General features: G+C 45.3%; 9 protein-coding genes and 1 tRNA gene. 2 read left to right on the top strand and 8 right to left on the bottom strand.

What is annotated here, in order from left to right; genetic code table 11:
* Positions 1–19: 19 nt before the first annotated feature.
* From bglX to MKY99_RS24545, 3 genes are read right to left on the bottom strand one after another with little or no spacing between them, the layout of a single operon-like run.
* Positions 20–2,188, bottom strand: a complete 2,169-nt coding sequence (gene bglX, locus MKY99_RS24535) for a beta-glucosidase BglX (RefSeq protein WP_339266830.1) — start codon at positions 2,186–2,188, stop codon at positions 20–22.
* 44 nt (positions 2,189–2,232) lie between these two features.
* Positions 2,233–2,982 carry an alpha/beta hydrolase family protein gene (locus MKY99_RS24540; protein WP_042191309.1) on the bottom strand — a complete coding sequence of 250 codons (750 nt, stop codon included), beginning with the start codon at positions 2,980–2,982 and terminating at the stop codon, positions 2,233–2,235.
* 56 nt (positions 2,983–3,038) lie between these two features.
* On the bottom strand, positions 3,039–4,058 hold the full coding sequence (locus MKY99_RS24545) for a LacI family DNA-binding transcriptional regulator (RefSeq protein WP_042191311.1): 1,020 nt from the start codon (positions 4,056–4,058) through the stop codon (positions 3,039–3,041).
* Positions 4,059–4,461: 403 nt separating this feature from the next.
* On the opposite strand from MKY99_RS24545, the gene MKY99_RS24550 reads away from it, so the two are divergent.
* Positions 4,462–5,370, top strand: coding sequence for a serine hydrolase (locus MKY99_RS24550; RefSeq protein ID WP_339266833.1), 909 nt, complete (start codon positions 4,462–4,464; stop codon positions 5,368–5,370).
* Between the two features lie 363 nt (positions 5,371–5,733).
* Here MKY99_RS24550 and MKY99_RS24555 read toward each other — a convergent pair.
* Positions 5,734–5,807, bottom strand: a tRNA-Arg gene (locus MKY99_RS24555).
* Between the two features lie 171 nt (positions 5,808–5,978).
* Positions 5,979–6,335 carry a hypothetical protein gene (locus tag MKY99_RS24560; RefSeq protein ID WP_339266834.1) on the bottom strand — a complete coding sequence of 119 codons (357 nt, stop codon included), beginning with the start codon at positions 6,333–6,335 and terminating at the stop codon, positions 5,979–5,981.
* 145 nt (positions 6,336–6,480) lie between these two features.
* Here MKY99_RS24560 and asnB point away from each other — a divergent pair, with 145 nt between their 5' ends.
* Complete coding sequence (gene asnB / locus MKY99_RS24565; protein ID WP_339266835.1) at positions 6,481–8,325, top strand: asparagine synthase (glutamine-hydrolyzing); 1,845 nt, start codon at positions 6,481–6,483, stop codon at positions 8,323–8,325.
* Between the two features lie 63 nt (positions 8,326–8,388).
* On the opposite strand, the gene MKY99_RS24570 is transcribed toward asnB, so the two are convergent.
* From MKY99_RS24570 to MKY99_RS24580, 3 genes are all read right to left on the bottom strand, one after another.
* Positions 8,389–9,225 carry an aldo/keto reductase gene (locus MKY99_RS24570; RefSeq protein ID WP_339266836.1) on the bottom strand — a complete coding sequence of 279 codons (837 nt, stop codon included), beginning with the start codon at positions 9,223–9,225 and terminating at the stop codon, positions 8,389–8,391.
* 207 nt (positions 9,226–9,432) lie between these two features.
* The gene (locus tag MKY99_RS24575) at positions 9,433–14,286 is read right to left on the bottom strand and encodes an S-layer homology domain-containing protein (RefSeq protein ID WP_339266837.1); all 4,854 of its coding nucleotides are present in this window, start codon (positions 14,284–14,286) and stop codon (positions 9,433–9,435) included.
* 78 nt (positions 14,287–14,364) lie between these two features.
* Positions 14,365–15,639 carry an extracellular solute-binding protein gene (locus tag MKY99_RS24580; protein ID WP_339266839.1) on the bottom strand — a complete coding sequence of 425 codons (1,275 nt, stop codon included), beginning with the start codon at positions 15,637–15,639 and terminating at the stop codon, positions 14,365–14,367.
* Between the last annotated feature and the right edge of the window lie 80 nt (positions 15,640–15,719).

Raw genomic sequence — 15,719 nt, forward strand, 5'->3', positions numbered from 1 at the left:
TGTGTCGTATATATTCTACTTAAGCTAATGTTAAGCGAAAATCGCGTTCTTTAACCTCTTGGCTATTTGGACCCACAAACAATTTGAATTGTCCCGGATCACTGCTAAAGCTTAAGTCGCTATGATAGTAACGAAGCTGTTCTTCTGTAAGCGTAAAGCTCACTTCCTGGCTTTCTCCCGGGGAGAGGCTGATCTTAGCAAAATCTTTCAGTTCCTTCATTGGTCTAACAACTTCTCCTGAAATGTCTCGGATATAGAGCTGCACTACCTCTTCACCTTGTACATTGCCTGTATTAGTCACCGTAACAGTTACTTTAATAGGCTGATCCTTCGTCATTATTTCACCGGAAAGGATCGGTTCACTGTAGCTAAATGTCGTATAACTAAGACCAAAGCCAAATGGCAGGAACGGCTCATTAGGAATGTCCAAATATTGTGAGACATAACGCTTGTCCGCACCCGGTGCATGTAGAGGACGTCCAGTGTTGAAATGATTGTAATAGACCGGAATTTGCCCAACAGATACAGGGAAAGACATCGTTAATCTTCCTGACGGATTCTCGTCACCATACAGTAGACTGGTAATCGCCGCACCGCCCTCGCTTCCTGGGAACCAGGCTTCCAGAATAGCATCCGCATTCTCGATCACACCACTAAGATCCAGTGGGCGTCCGTTAAACAACACCACAACAACAGGCTTACCCAACGTCTTCATACGTTGCAAAAGCTCACGCTGCGCTTCCGGCAATCGGATATCTGAACGACTTCCAGCTTCTCCGCTCATATCCGAATGTTCTCCAAGCGCCAGCACAATCACATCGGCTTCCAGCGCTGCCGCTTTCGCCTCCAGCCATTGCTCTTCTGTAAAGCTCTCAATCCCGGAGCCTTCTGCAACGGTAACCTTACCTGCAGCTGCACGAACTTCAAAAGCTGGAGCAAGACGGCTAGCTTCTTCTGTTGAACCCAACCAGGACCATGGTCCAAGAATATCTCCGTTATTAGCAAACGGTCCGATTAGCGCAATCCGCTGCTCTGTCGCAAGCGGCAGAACCTGATCATTCTTCAGTAGAACGCAGGATTTAACCGCTAATTCTCTCGCTGCTGTCCGGTGAGCATCACAGAAAATTACCTCGCGCTCTTTCTCTATATCTGCCCCACGTAACGGATTCTCAAACAAGCCCAGTCTTTGCTTCAATTTCAAAATACGAAGTACGGCTTCATCAATGATACTTTCATCCACTTGCCCGTCAGCTACAAGAGCTGGCAATTGGTGCACATAACACTCTGTCATCATCTCAATATCCACGCTAGCTTTGATAGCTTTAAGTGCTGCTTCAGCCTCATCCTCGGCGACACCATGCGGGATCAGTTCCTTCACCGCGCCCCAATCGGAGATCAACACGCCGTCAAAGCCCCATTCCTCACGCAGCAGCTGACGAAGCAGCTTAACGTTTCCGCTTATTGGAATCCCATCAATCGTGTTGAACGAAGTCATAACCATTTCTGCACCCTCATCCAGTGCTGCACGATAGGCTGGCAGATAATATTCTCGTAGCTGACGTTCTGATAAATCGACCGTATTATAATCCCGTCCGCCTTCGGATAGACCATAGGCTGCAAAGTGCTTAACGCAAGCCGCCAGACGATTTACATCATCCGTCAAGTCATTCCCCTGAAATCCGCGTACAAATGCACGGGCAAACCTACCATTCAAATAAGGATCTTCACCAGTAGACTCCATCACTCGTCCCCAGCGCGGGTCTCGAACAAGGTCCGCCATAGGTGCAAAAGTGACGTGTACACCGGAGACTGCCGCTTCTTTAGCCGCAATCTCGGCGCTTAGCTCTGCTCGCTCCATATCCCAAGAGCAGCCAATCGCCAATGGCACCGGAAAAATCGTCTTAAAGCCGTGCACGATATCCGCCATCATCAACAATGGAATACCCAATCTATTTTTACGTAAATGAGCTTCTTGGACGGCAATGACTTGCTCTGCGCCCGATAGTCCAAGTACTGAACCACTGTTCTCAATCATGTGATCCGTAATCCCCATGGATGCCATAGGGCCAGTGATTTGCCCTCCTTCTTCCGCTCCTTCATAGAAATTAGCAGCTAGCTGCTGCAATTGTGCTATTTTCTCTTCAAGCGTCATCTGGTTCAACAGGGACGTCAGTTGCTGGTCTTTCATCTCAAATCCTCCATAATATCTCTTTCTGCAATTGCTCATTGCTCTTAGTTGTACAAAAAATCAAAAGTTGTCTTCAGATGTTCCTCCCAGAATCTCCATTCATGTGTTCCCGGAGTCTCAACATATTGAAATGTATAGGGACTCGCTTGCATATGAGAAGCAAATTCCCGGTTCATCTCCACAAATGGATCTTCCGAGCCACAGCAGGTCAAAATTGAAGGCAGCTTACGTTTATCGTCGACCAATTTAGCCGCTAAAGCATACAGATCTTGATCCGGCTTAACTTGTAAGCGTTTTCCGAAAGTGCCTGCCATCTCCCTCGCCATATCCGAAGACATTTGCGGGTCTTTCAATCTTTTCTGAATATCTGTAACGCCTGATAAGGAAACTACTTTGCTGTAACGCTCAGGATAGGTAAGTGCACATTTTAGTGCCCCATATCCGCCCATCGATAGTCCGGCAACATACGTCTTTTGCGGATCATCATCCAGCCTCATCATTCGGCCACAAAGCTCAGGAAGCTCTTGCGTAACATAGTGGAAGTAATCCAGGCCGTACTCCATATCTGTATAATAGCTTCTTCCTACCTGAGGCATTATGACTGTACAGCCATACTTGTTAGCATACTGCTCAATGGTAGTCAGCCTGTACCATGTGCTAGCATTGTCGCCAGCACCATGTAACAGATAGAGCGTTCCTCCGGTGGTATTGCCCGAATCAACGGGGGAGATGATACTGATGGACGTTGTCATTCTTAAGGTAGGAGAACCAGTCTCAACGGTTAGAAGTGCCATATGTCATCTCCTTACGGAACCTTTTTTTAAAATATAAGAAATTATGCCGAAGGCGTTTATGCTTGTTTATTAATCTTCTTGCAAGATCCCCGCTTTACCAAAACAGACTCGAATACCACATGTTTGTTCTCCGATTGTCCCGAAATCAGGTCAAACAGAATTTCAACACTGGCTTTCGCCATATCCACCCCAGGTTGGCTAATCGTATCCAGCGATGGGTGATAGTATTCTGCCATCTCTATACCGTCAAATCCGATGATCGAAATATCATTTGGAATCGATAGACCCAAAGACAATAAAGCCTTGGCAGCTCCGATAGCGATGGTATCTGATGCGGCAAATACAGCGGTGATATCTTTTTTCTTATTAAGCAGTCTTTTCGTAGCCGTGAAACCAGAACTTGGACTGTATTCACAATCCTCTACCAAGGAAGCATCATACTCAATCCCATGATCCTCAAGCGCCTTAATATAACCCATAAGACGACGGTTTCCGGTAGTATGCTGAACCAAAGGAAATCTGGCCAAAAAGCAAATGTTCCGGTGTCCGAGTGAAATTAGATAGCTCACAGCTTTATAAGACTCTTGCATATCATCAATGATCACACTGGAGAATACAGCAGGATCAACATCCTTCGTAGTCGTGATGGTAGTCAAAACGAATGGGATCGGCAATTGTTTGAATTTTTCTTCAGAATGGTCATATGTACCACCCATAAAGATTACCCCGTATAAATTCTTTTCCTTCACAAGCTGAAGAGCAGCATTGATCTCATCCACTCCATCTTCAACATGCTGGATCAGAAGCGGGCAGCCGCGCAGATTCACTTGACGCTCTACTTCTTTGATCATGTCTGCAAAAAACGGATTTGCAATCCCCTTAACCATAAGCGCTATCGTATTAGAACGCGTTTTTTTCAGATTGCTTGCATTTCCATTTGGAATGTAATTATGTTCTCTTACAACAGCCATTACTTTAGCTCTGGTTGCATCACTTACGACACCGGAGTTATTAATTACCCTGGAGACCGTGGCGATACCAACGCCTGATAGCCTTGCAATATCCTTGATATTCATAATTCCCCCTGTTTCACCCCTATAATGAGCTCCCCCTGCACCTGATATAATCAGCTTAGTGGAAACGCATAAAATGATGGGAAACGTTTCCCATGACATCATTTTGACTGTTTTCGGATCTAAATCGCTTAATACGTTCATTATGGACAGATATTTTTTAGAAGTCAACCTATGATTTATGACTAAAAATGATTTGCATCTCAAATTCGTTTTAAATTTTAATTGTTTCGATGTTAAATAGTAGTCTTTCTGCTTGCATTGACTTTAAAATAAGAATAGAATAGCATCGATTTAGCTATTTAATATCTAGTCAGAGGAAACGTTTCCACATCATTTTCAATGATTTCGACTACCAAACTTCCTAATCCCAGCTTGGAATCTAAGAAAGAGAGGGCTACATTTTATGTTAAACATGACTCGCTTCGAAGCCCAGATCCGCGAACGTGGATTGAATGTGTTCAATGTTCTTGTGCTTAAAAATGGAACGTTAGTGGGGAAAGTGGATCTCGCAGAGGATATTCGGCGCTTGCAGCATTCGGTCAGCAAATCTTTTACATGCATGGCGGTGGGTCTAGCCATCGAAGAAGGAAAACTATCACTAAATACAACACTTAAGGATGTGTTTCCAGAATATGCATTCACTCATAAAGAAGTCCTTCCTTCCATGCAACCTGGGGAGTTGACCTTGTTCGATTTACTACGTATGAGTACAGGGCATGATTCCCCACCGTTTTGGGTTGAAGAAAGAATGGCCTTGAAGGATGTAAATTGGATACAACATTATCTATCGCTACCTTTAGACAGACCTCCTGGGGAACAGTTTACCTACAGCAGCGGGGATACCATTATGATCTCTGCAATGGTTCAGGCCCGTGTCGGACAAACCGTAAAAGATTACCTCGTTCCCCGTCTCTTTACCCCACTAGGCATAGAAAACGTCGATTGGGAAACGGCCCCTCAAGGGATCACCCTCGGTTGTGCCGGACTTCAGATCAATACGGAAGAACTAAGCCGATTTGGACAGCTTCTTTTGCAAAAAGGAATGTGGAAGGGACAGCAGCTTATTCCCGCAGCTTGGGTTGATTTTGTTACACAAAAGCAGATCGAAAATAACGGAGCTGGTGATTGGGGCCAAGGGTACGGCTGTCAATTCTGGTTGTGTACGCACGATGCTTATCGTGCCGATGGCGCTCATGGTCAATTCTGCATTGTTGTACCGGATGCACAAGTGGTAATCGCTATTAACAGTATGGAAGATAATATGCAGGCTATTCTAGACACTGTCTGGGAGGAGATCTGGCCGCTTCTTTAGCGGTGGGCATATGCAAGACAACCTTCTCACGTGAAGGCTCAAGGTGCCGAGAAAGTAGTGAAAGCTACTTTCTCGGCACCTTCTTTTCGTATAATTAGGGAAAAGCTCCCTGTATTTAGCCGATAATTGCTTGAAATGAATGAAAAGAGGGAAATCCTCCCTAAAAATCGGGGGAATATCTATATTCGCCAACGAATTAGTTAAATTACAGGGAGGATTTCCCTAATTATTAGTCTATTGAGCAGAAAGCTCTGAATTATAGGGAGATTTTCCCTAATTATCTATCAGAGCTTCAGTTTACTTACTTTGGCGAGGATGCTCTGCACGCAAAAACAGCCTTCCCGAAGGAAGGCTGTTACTTGACGTCCCGGAAGGGATTCGAACCCCTGACCGTGCGCTTAGAAGGCGCATGCTCTATCCAGCTGAGCTACCGGGACATATAAGAATTAATGATATGTATTGACGCAACGATATTTATTATACCTTATTCAGCAGAATTTTCAAGATCAAACATTTTGGAAAATAAGTAATCTTAATCCTATTTTAATAATAACAAGGGTATCCTAGCTATTTTCATAGCTTACGGATACCCTCGTATCTACTCCATATTACTCCAAATTCCGAAAATGCTGCTCCAGCTGCTTTTTTAAATCTCCGTATGTCATTAATTCTCTCTGAAATTTAGAACGTTCATCTTCTGGCGACATAATCGTACTGCCTGTAAACGCGCTCGAAGTAACATCTTTAAAAGCGTCATGCATATTGTTATCAAACCAATCGGTAGAAGTATCCGCGTCGTTAGTGAGGATACGGACAATCTCGTATCCTTCCTCGCGCTGATCTTCCACGATATACACCAAAAGCGCAGGATCACTAACAGCACCTGGCAATACACCTACTTCTGCACAAGGCGCACCGTCATACTCCATCATTCTGCGAATTTTGGCATCTTTAATATAATACACCTGTCATCCTTCCCTCCTGGCAAATTCCTCTCTCCCCTAGTGTTCGGATAAGGACATACATTTTATGCCTTCCTTCGGCATATATCTGTATTACTTGGCAAAAAAGTAAGGACAACAATCGCACAAAAAGAGAGGATGAACCATCATGTGCGGAATAACCGGATTTATCCAGTGGCGCGGAGATCTCACGCAGCACTCGCAGTTGCTGGTCAAAATGACTGAAACTTTAGCAAACCGCGGACCCGATGCAGCTGGAACTTGGATTTCAGGTCCTTGCGCATTCGGTCACCGCAGACTTAGCGTTATCGATCCAGAGAACGGCGCGCAGCCTATGATCACCCGCCATGACGAACAGGTATACGCGATTGTGTACAATGGCGAATTATATAACGCACCCGAGCTCAAACAAGAACTTAAGCAGCGGGGTCATCAATTCCGTACCCAATGTGACACCGAGGTTCTGCTGCATGCCTATATCGAATGGGGACCGGATTGTGCAGAAAAGCTCAATGGGATCTTTGCCTTTGCAGTGTGGGACGGACTTCGGGATCAGGTCTTTTTTGCACGTGACCGCTTAGGTGTGAAGCCTCTGTTCTATAGTAAAGTGGATGACGTCTTAGTTTTCGGATCAGAGCCTAAGGCGCTGCTGCAGCACCCCAAGGTACAGCCAATAGTCGGGCCCGAAGGGTTAGCGGAAATTTTTATTATCGGTCCAGCCCGTACGCCAGGACACGGTGTTTATAAGGATATGCAGGAGCTTCGTCCGGGGCATGCCATGATCTATAGTCGTGAAGGTCTGCGTAGTTACGCTTATTGGAAGCTGGAAAGCGCAAAACATACTGACAATGAAGCAGAGACAGCCGCTAAAGTACGTGAACTGCTGCAGGATACGCTCGAACGCCAACTGGTTTCAGATGTTCCAGTCTGCTCGCTCTTGTCAGGAGGGCTGGACTCCAGTGCGCTAACAGCACTTGCAGTCGATTACTACAACCGAAATGGTCAGGGACGAGTGGATACGTATTCCGTCGATTATGTCGACAACGACAAGCACTTCAAGAGCCATACTTTTCAGCCCGGAGCAGATGGTCCATGGATTAAGCGAATGGTCGATGAATTAAATACGAACCATCACTATATCTCATTTGATACGCCAGAGCTTGTAGAAGCACTTGATAATGCGCTGTACACACGCGATTTACCTGGGATGACCGATGTGGACTCTTCTTTGTATTTATTTTGCCGTGAGATTAAAAAGAATGCTACTGTAGCCATCTCCGGCGAAGCTGCCGATGAGATTTTTGGCGGATATCCTTGGTTCCACCGGGAGGAGATGCTCTCCTCGGGCACTTTTCCTTGGTCAGTTGCTCCTAAAATGCGTGCAAGTCTATTATCCCCTGAAGTTAATGAATGGATTCGGCCGCTGGAATATTTGGGTGACAGATACAGTGATGCAGTAGCCGAAGTCCCAACATTAGATGGGGAGACAGGTAAACAAGCACAAATGCGCGTAATGTCCTATTTAAACATCACCCGCTTCATGCCTACTTTGCTCGACCGTAAGGACCGAATGAGTATGGGCGCCGGACTAGAGGTACGTGTTCCTTATTGTGATCATCGCCTCGTTCAATATGTCTTTAATATTCCTTGGGAAATCAAGAACCTGAACGGTCGTGAAAAAGGGATTTTGCGCAAATCGCTTGAGGGAATTCTTCCAGATGATGTGCTATATCGCAAAAAAAGTCCTTACCCGAAAACCCACAATCCAGCCTATTTAAACGCAGTACGAACACAAGTATTGAACATTCTAGATGACTCAACTTCGCCTATACTTCCTTTAATCGATGCTGCCAAAATCCGTGAGATCGCCGCTTCCCCAGAATCCTCTACCAATCTGCCTTGGTTCGGTCAGCTCATGTCCGGTCCTCAGCTGTTTGCTTACCTAGCTCAAGTAGATCTCTGGCTGCGTAAATATAACGTCTCCATCCAATAAGCGACAAGCCAAACAGCAAGTCCCCGTATCGGTGGCTTGCTGTTTGGCTTGTATTCGTAATTTTTAGAAATTAAAATTGTCCGGATCCGGACCGAAACGATGGTCTCTGTTCAAATTTTCGATGGCTTTAACATCCTCATCACTAAGCGTGAAGTCAAAGAATCCCGCATTCTCCTTAATTCGATCCGCATGTACCGATTTTGGAATCGTAATTACGCCTTGCTGCAAATCCCAACGAAGTACAATTTGAGCAGGGGTCTTATCATACTTTCCAGCCAGCTCTTTAAGAAGGGGGAGATCTAGGTTTCCTTGCATAAGCGGACTCCACGCTTCAAGCTGGATCCCTTGCTCATTGGCATACTTCAGCAACTCGCGCTGAGTCAATAGCGGATGGAATTCCACCTGGTTTACCACTGGAACTACGCTAGTGTCCTCGATGATATCCTTCAGATGATGAATCTGAAAATTGCTCACACCGATAGATTTGATGAGACCCTCTTTTTGCAGATGAATCAGAGCCTTCCAAGTCTCCCGATACTTTCCTGCCACCGGCCAATGTATGAGATACAAATCTATATAGTCCAGTCCCAGCTTGCGCCGGCTAACTTCGAACGCTTTCAGCGTTGATTCATAGCCTTGATCAGGGTTGCGCACTTTCGTCGTAATAAACAGTTCATCACGGGCCACTCCACATTCACGAATAGCCTGACCTACACCTTCTTCGTTATTGTAACCTGCAGCCGTATCAATACTGCGATATCCAAGCTCCACTGCGGTCTTGACCGCGTGAATAACCTCTTCCCCATCTTTAGTCTGATACACGCCAAGGCCTAGCCACGGCATGGTCACTCCATCATTTAAAGTCGGACCTCCCGAGAACGGTGCATTCAATTCACTCATCTCTTAACCCTCCAAGCTTATTGTTATTTCATTAATCTTACTTAACCTAAATTCACGCTTCAGAAGCAAGCGCTACCACAAAAGTATAGCAGACTGCTTCATCATTCCCAAAATCCTCATAAAAAACAGGTGCTTTGTAAAATCAAAAGAGGCTTGCATCTTACCCGCAAGCCTCTAACTTGTTTATCCAACTAAATTATTCTAATCTTATTTAGACATTCTCAAAAGCAGGGTCACCGCTTCCGCTCTCGTCACCGGATCATTTGGAGCAAATCGGTCATTTCCTTTACCTTGGATCAGACCTGCCTCATATGCCGCTGCTGCATAATCTTTTCCCCAGGCAGGAATTTGATCAGCATCAGCAAAAGGCAAGCTTGTCTTCGTACCGCTCTTCAAATCGAGTGCACGTGCAACCATCGCTACAAATTCGATCCGGGTCACCTTACCATCAGGACGGAAAGAATTATCCTCGTATCCCTTAATAAGTCCAGATTTGACTGCACTGGAGATGTAAGTTTTCGCCCATGACGGAATGCTAGTTGCATCTTCAAACGGAAGAGTTGTAGTATCCGTATCCGAGAGTTTCAACGCACGGCCAAGCATAACCATCAGCTCACTGCGTTTCACCACAGCATTCGGACGGAATGTTCCGTCTTCATAACCCTTGATAATTCCACGTTCTATTGCGGTAACAATAGAATCGAATGCCCAGTGATTCGAAATGTCCGGAAATTTCGGTAGATGAACCGAACCTCCGTTGTTTCCGGTGTTCCCGTTATTACCATTATCGCTGGTGTTTCCGCTGTTGCTATTATTACTATTGTTACCGTTGTTGCTATTGTTTCCGTTATTGCCCGAATCTTCATTTGCCTTGATAACCGTTAAAACAAACGTCTTCTCAACCTGAACGCCGTCTTTTTCCAAAATTGCTTTCAACGTCACTGGAGTAGAAACAGTCGGGCGCTTCACCTTACCCGTATTAGAAATTATATTCGGTTCGCTTGAAGACCAAGTGATTGAGCTACCGCGCTTTCCTTCCGCTCTCAACACCACGTTTTGGGTTACCGAGTCACTGGAGTCGCCGGTAGCAAATCCAATGGTAAGCTCCTCTCTATCAAGCTCTACATCGGTAGGCTTAGGTAGATCACTCAAAGTGATTGCTAATGTTTTTGTACTGAGCGGAACGGTAACGATACCTTTGGCGTTATCAACAACACCCTCAGAAGACTCCAGAATGTTGTTAACCATACTAGGCAATTGAATGCTGATTTGTGCATTGCTCGTATCAGCCTTGGCTTGCTCCAGACTGGTCGTAAATGTAACCACAAGCTGGTTTGCTTTTCTAACCACATTGTATCCTACTCTTCCACCTTGGAATGCAGGATAGTTCTGAACATCCACTACCACATTGTTGTTCTTATCGGCATCCGTAACCCACTCTTTAGGAATACCACGTCCCACAATAATTTCGTATTTTGTGTTCTGATCGTAGATACGCTCAGTGATCAGCGAGTCCACCAATACCTTTGAATTGACGGCCTGCCCCCACATATGCTGGGCCGATCCGCCACCGCCAGGCGTACTACGCACACCAAGTTCATCATTGGTTGCCGTCCAAGGGCTAGATTCTGCGGTAGGGTAAGCTACGCCTTCCCACCAACTAAACGGTCCACTCATGGAGTTTTCAATCATAAACTCGTAAGCTTTAATCCCCATGTCTCTGTATTTCTCACCGCGAAGCGCGGCGCTACCGTAACCGGCGTTATACGCACTGGAGTAAAAGCCATGCGGATAACCGCCAAAGTTATAAATAGAATCGGTTGTCCCTTCCTTGACGCGTCGATCCATACCATAGGTATAAGTATCATCTAGCATCGTCAGGTTGATATTGTCCTCTGGCTGGTTCGCACCATACAAATATCCATCCCACAGCCATCTTCCGAAGAGGAACATGGAAGCCCAGTTGGCATCACGGGAGTCCTTCATCCGGTTCTCGTCATTACTTTGCACAACAGATGCAGGAATATAGTTTAGTGCTTTGTCGGTAATTGTTTTTTGCAATTTATCCGTAAAAGCAGCGAGCAGATCCTCGTATTGAGCGTTAGCCCACTCCGCCTCTGCCAGATAACTTGCCTCTCCTTTCACCTTATACAGCTCACGCGCAATATATTCATAAGATGCCAATCCTGTCAGAGCGGAGTAATTGTCAATCGTCCAATAGCCCAATGAATCTATGGCTTTCGTTTCTTTCATAATTCGGCCATCTCCAGCACGGTCGCTTTCAATGCTTCTTGCTCCGAATTTTACCCGCTTATCGAAAACGGTACCCTCTGATCCGTCATCCGCTTTCATCTTTTCATCAAATAAGGATGTATCGCCGGTTTTGCTCAAATATACAGCATACGTCCACGGAAGCTTCCAGTTGGCATCCCAGAACAGGTTCGGATCCACTTGACCGGTCTCGATGTTAATTCCACCGGTAAGAGGTATGCTTTCCAGATACTCTCTTGCGTGTGCAAAGTCACCGCTCTGAATCAATTGAACAACAATCCCGATGGTATCGTGAGAGTAAAGTCTGGCATAACCATTCTCACCCACATGCAGGTAATTGCCGTCTTTAATAATCATATTGTAAATGTAGCCTGCTTTAAAAGCATTGACCAGCTCTTTATTCGGCAGATCGATATCAACTATTGTGGACAGTCTGTTATTCCAGTAGGATTTCATCTCACTGTAGTTGCTATCAAACGTACCTAGTTTCGACACTTGCTCTCTCGTTAAGGATGTAAAGCTCGTTTTTCCCGCATCGAAATATTCATACTTATCCCCTTCAATAGCAAACTCTCTGACAACAGTCTCACCAGGTTTGATCGTATAAACTTCGTTTGCAGCCTGATTCATCGGAACCAGATTGGCAGATACAACCGGCAGCAGGCGCGTCTCATCCGAATGATTGGTAACCGTCATTCTGGAATAATTAATCACGTAGTCCTTGCTTTCTACCGTCTGCTTGTTGCCAAACGATTCAATTCTATAGTCCATATTATCTTTGGTAAACTCATTTATAAAGACTGGCAGATAGCCTTCGGCATTATACCATTTGATGCCTGACGTATTTGTGGCACCGAACGTAACGATTTGTTTCGTTGCCACAAACCCATTCTGCATAGGGCGGGTTCCGCCGATCTGATAGGATCCGTCAAGGAAAGCCAGCGTGGCGTTCTTGTCACCCTCAAAACCAAAACCAGCCGTCATTTTAGGGTTCAATTCGTACTGATATTTCATTTCCAGTTGCAATCCATCCATTGCATTCAGTACTTTTGAATACACCTTGATCCGTTCTTGCTCGGATGCACCGATATTCAAAGCTTGTGCTTCCTGGATCGCTTGATGCAAAGCATCTGCCGACTGGCTGGTGTAGCCAATCAGGGCCGCTTGGCTGATTGTCTTCATCTGTTTAGCCATTACATCCAGGTTCGTACTTAGCACTAGGTTATTAAAGGCTGTTTGCACCTGATTTAATACCGTATCAAGCTCTGCCTGTTTAACATCCACATCGTTCAAGCGCTCATGAGCGCTGCTCAATGCTATCTCCAAGGAAGACCAGCTCTGGAGCGTGTAAAGTTGTCTGTTATATTGCTTAAGCTCTTCAATCAAGCCCTGCAGCGGGGCCCGATCCACGTTACCCTCTTTGACAATTCTCATGATGCCCGTGCCCAGACCTGCTTCAGATTTAAAGACACCTGATGCCGATTTACCAAAGAACTCCTTTTGAGATTCAAAGTTTTTGGACATAATGACCCAGCGGTATTCCCCGGAGCCCCGCTCTTGTTGAGTGAGAACGAGCGCATATCGCGTATCCTGAAGGAGACTGTAGCTAAGCTCCGCAGTAGTGAGTCCTCCGTCCACAATCCGGTTTTTGTCCACTGTCGTTTGGACTAGCGGATCTCCAGTCGGCAGCCCTTCACTGTTTACTGCATGCAACTTGATAATCAAGTCGCTCACAGGCTCTTTATATCTTTTGACATTGACCTGAACATACTTCATATCAACAGCTTCCTTCACTGTGAAGGTTTGATATCTGTCCTGTTGATCGGTTTTTGCACCGAAAGTATACTCCTTGAACGCTTTATCCGTAAAATCGATTACAATGTTCGATTCTCTCTTCACCAGACCAAGCTGCGCTGCTACCAAAGCATTGATAGCGCTGTCAACTTCCGTCTGCGTTGCCTCTGTTCGATCAAGCATAAGCTTGGCAGCTGCCAGCGTATTCACCAGAACTTGCCACGTCTCATTTGTATAAAGACCTTGTGTCATATTGCTAACTCGGTTGTATTCATTTTGCAGCGCCAATTTATCCGCAAGTGCCATACTGCTTAAAGCGAGTCCAGAGAATGATATATTTCCGTTCTTCGCGACAACCTTTGTCAAACGCCCTTCAATTTTCAGCTTCACATTCGCAGGCACGTTAACTTGATATTTATAGTTCTTGGAAACAGAATCGCCGTATACGCTTCGGGTTACCGAAAGTACTTCGTCAGTATAGATATTGAGATCTACATCCGCTTGCCATAACCCAAGACCAAATACTAGGGTGGAATCCTGTGGCTGCGCTGCTACTTCAATGTCCCAGCCAACATTGTTATAGCTTCCTTTGTCTCGACTGGATTTTGGATAAAATAAACCCGTCCCAGTGTCATTTAATCCATATTCAAATCCTGGCATACCATTACTCCAGGTATAGGACATGTAATCGGCATCGGTGCCTCTGTTCAACTTGCCCTCAGTTGCTGTATCTCCATATACACTGAAGGTAACTGAATTAGGGCCTGCCTTATGAATTCGTTGAAGCTGATTCAAATTATCCGCTTTAAAATGTAGCCAGTCGATATCTCCCGTTTGTGTTAAATTCAGTGGAAACTCGCCATTGACCACGCCTTCATTAATCTTAGGAGCAGGTGCTGCGGGTGCTGCCTGCATAGAGTACACAGGACCGATGGATGTGATGAACAAGCACATGAGTACAATCTTTGAAATGACACTGTTAAACGACTTTTTCATTTTCCCCTTAGACCTCCTTAAATGATTGTGAAAAAAATGGTTGGACTTTGGTTATGGCAAAGTCCAACCGTTTGATAACTAGTTTTCACCGTATTTACTTTGAAGATCATTCAGCAGCTTTTCAACCGTCAAGCCGTCTTGCTTAAAGATGATTTCCTCTACGCCTTTAAGCAGATCGGCATGAAACGCTTTGGTTTGTTCAGGGTAAGCAAAGGGCATACCGACTTTTTCCATATTGTCGAATACCGCTTTCAATTCAGGATTCTTCTCCAAATATTTAGGAAGCAGGGAAGATACTGCCGGTGAATATCCAACTGCCTCAATTGCATTCAATTGTGCTTCATCACGCAGCGCATACTTGATCACTTGCATAGCTTCTTCCTTATGCTTGCTGCCGTCCAGTATCGACAAGCCGTGAGAGTAAGCGCTTTGTGCTTCTACCGTACCTTTAGGCATCGGCAGAGCAATCAATCCCATATCAGGGTTAGCTTCTTTCAAATGACCTACATACCATGGACCAGCCGTGGACATAGCCCCTTTTTCTTGACTGAATACTTCGCCGTCCCATGGAGCCCCTACTTCGATTGGAGCAATAGCAACCTTATTTTTGAGGAAAAGGTCCACGAAGAACTGCACACCAGCTACGTTTTCTTTGGAATTGATCGTTTTTCCGAAGCCCCAGTCTCCGCCGAAAGCGTGAACATATTGAGTGATGTGGAATGGATCGATACTGCCGATAATACCTTTCACACCATCTTTAGTCATGGCTTTTGCCAACTCAACAACCTCATCCATTGTTTCTGGATATTTAGTGATTCCGGACTTTTCAAACATCTCTTTGTTGATCGCCAGCATAGAAGTAGAAGAATCATAAGGAATTCCGTAAAGTTTATTATCATCTGTCCAGCCTTTGTACAGCGATCCAGTAATACGTTCTTTATCAAACCCCACTTTGTCGATCATCTCATCGAGTGGAGCGAGTACGCCTTTCTTGATATACTCATAGTTTCCTTCATCCGACATAGCAATGATATCAGGCCCTACCCCGGCAGCAATCGCCGTTGGAACCGCTTTCCAAAATTCATCACTGGTTGGGTACATTTGCATCTTAACTTTAATGTTCGGATATTCTTTATCAATGCCATCCACCATAAATTCGAAGTTCTTTTGCTCGGACGCATTAGCCCAGTATGCCATCGTGACTTCGACGGTTTCTTGCTTCTCCGGCTTTGCCGCTCCGGCGTTGTCTGAAGCTCCGTTGCCAGAGTTACCGGTATTAGATTTGGTTCCACACGCTGCCGTAGACAGCATCAACATCAGCGAGCACAATAACAGGACTGACTTCTTTCTCATTTGTCACTACCCCTTTTATTTAAGAAGATTCACCGTAAGTGGTGTTATCTTCATCTTAGCTACACAGCAATCGAGAGCAA

Source organism: Paenibacillus sp. FSL R5-0470, assembly GCF_037975205.1.
Lineage (GTDB): Bacteria > Bacillota > Bacilli > Paenibacillales > Paenibacillaceae > Paenibacillus_AQ.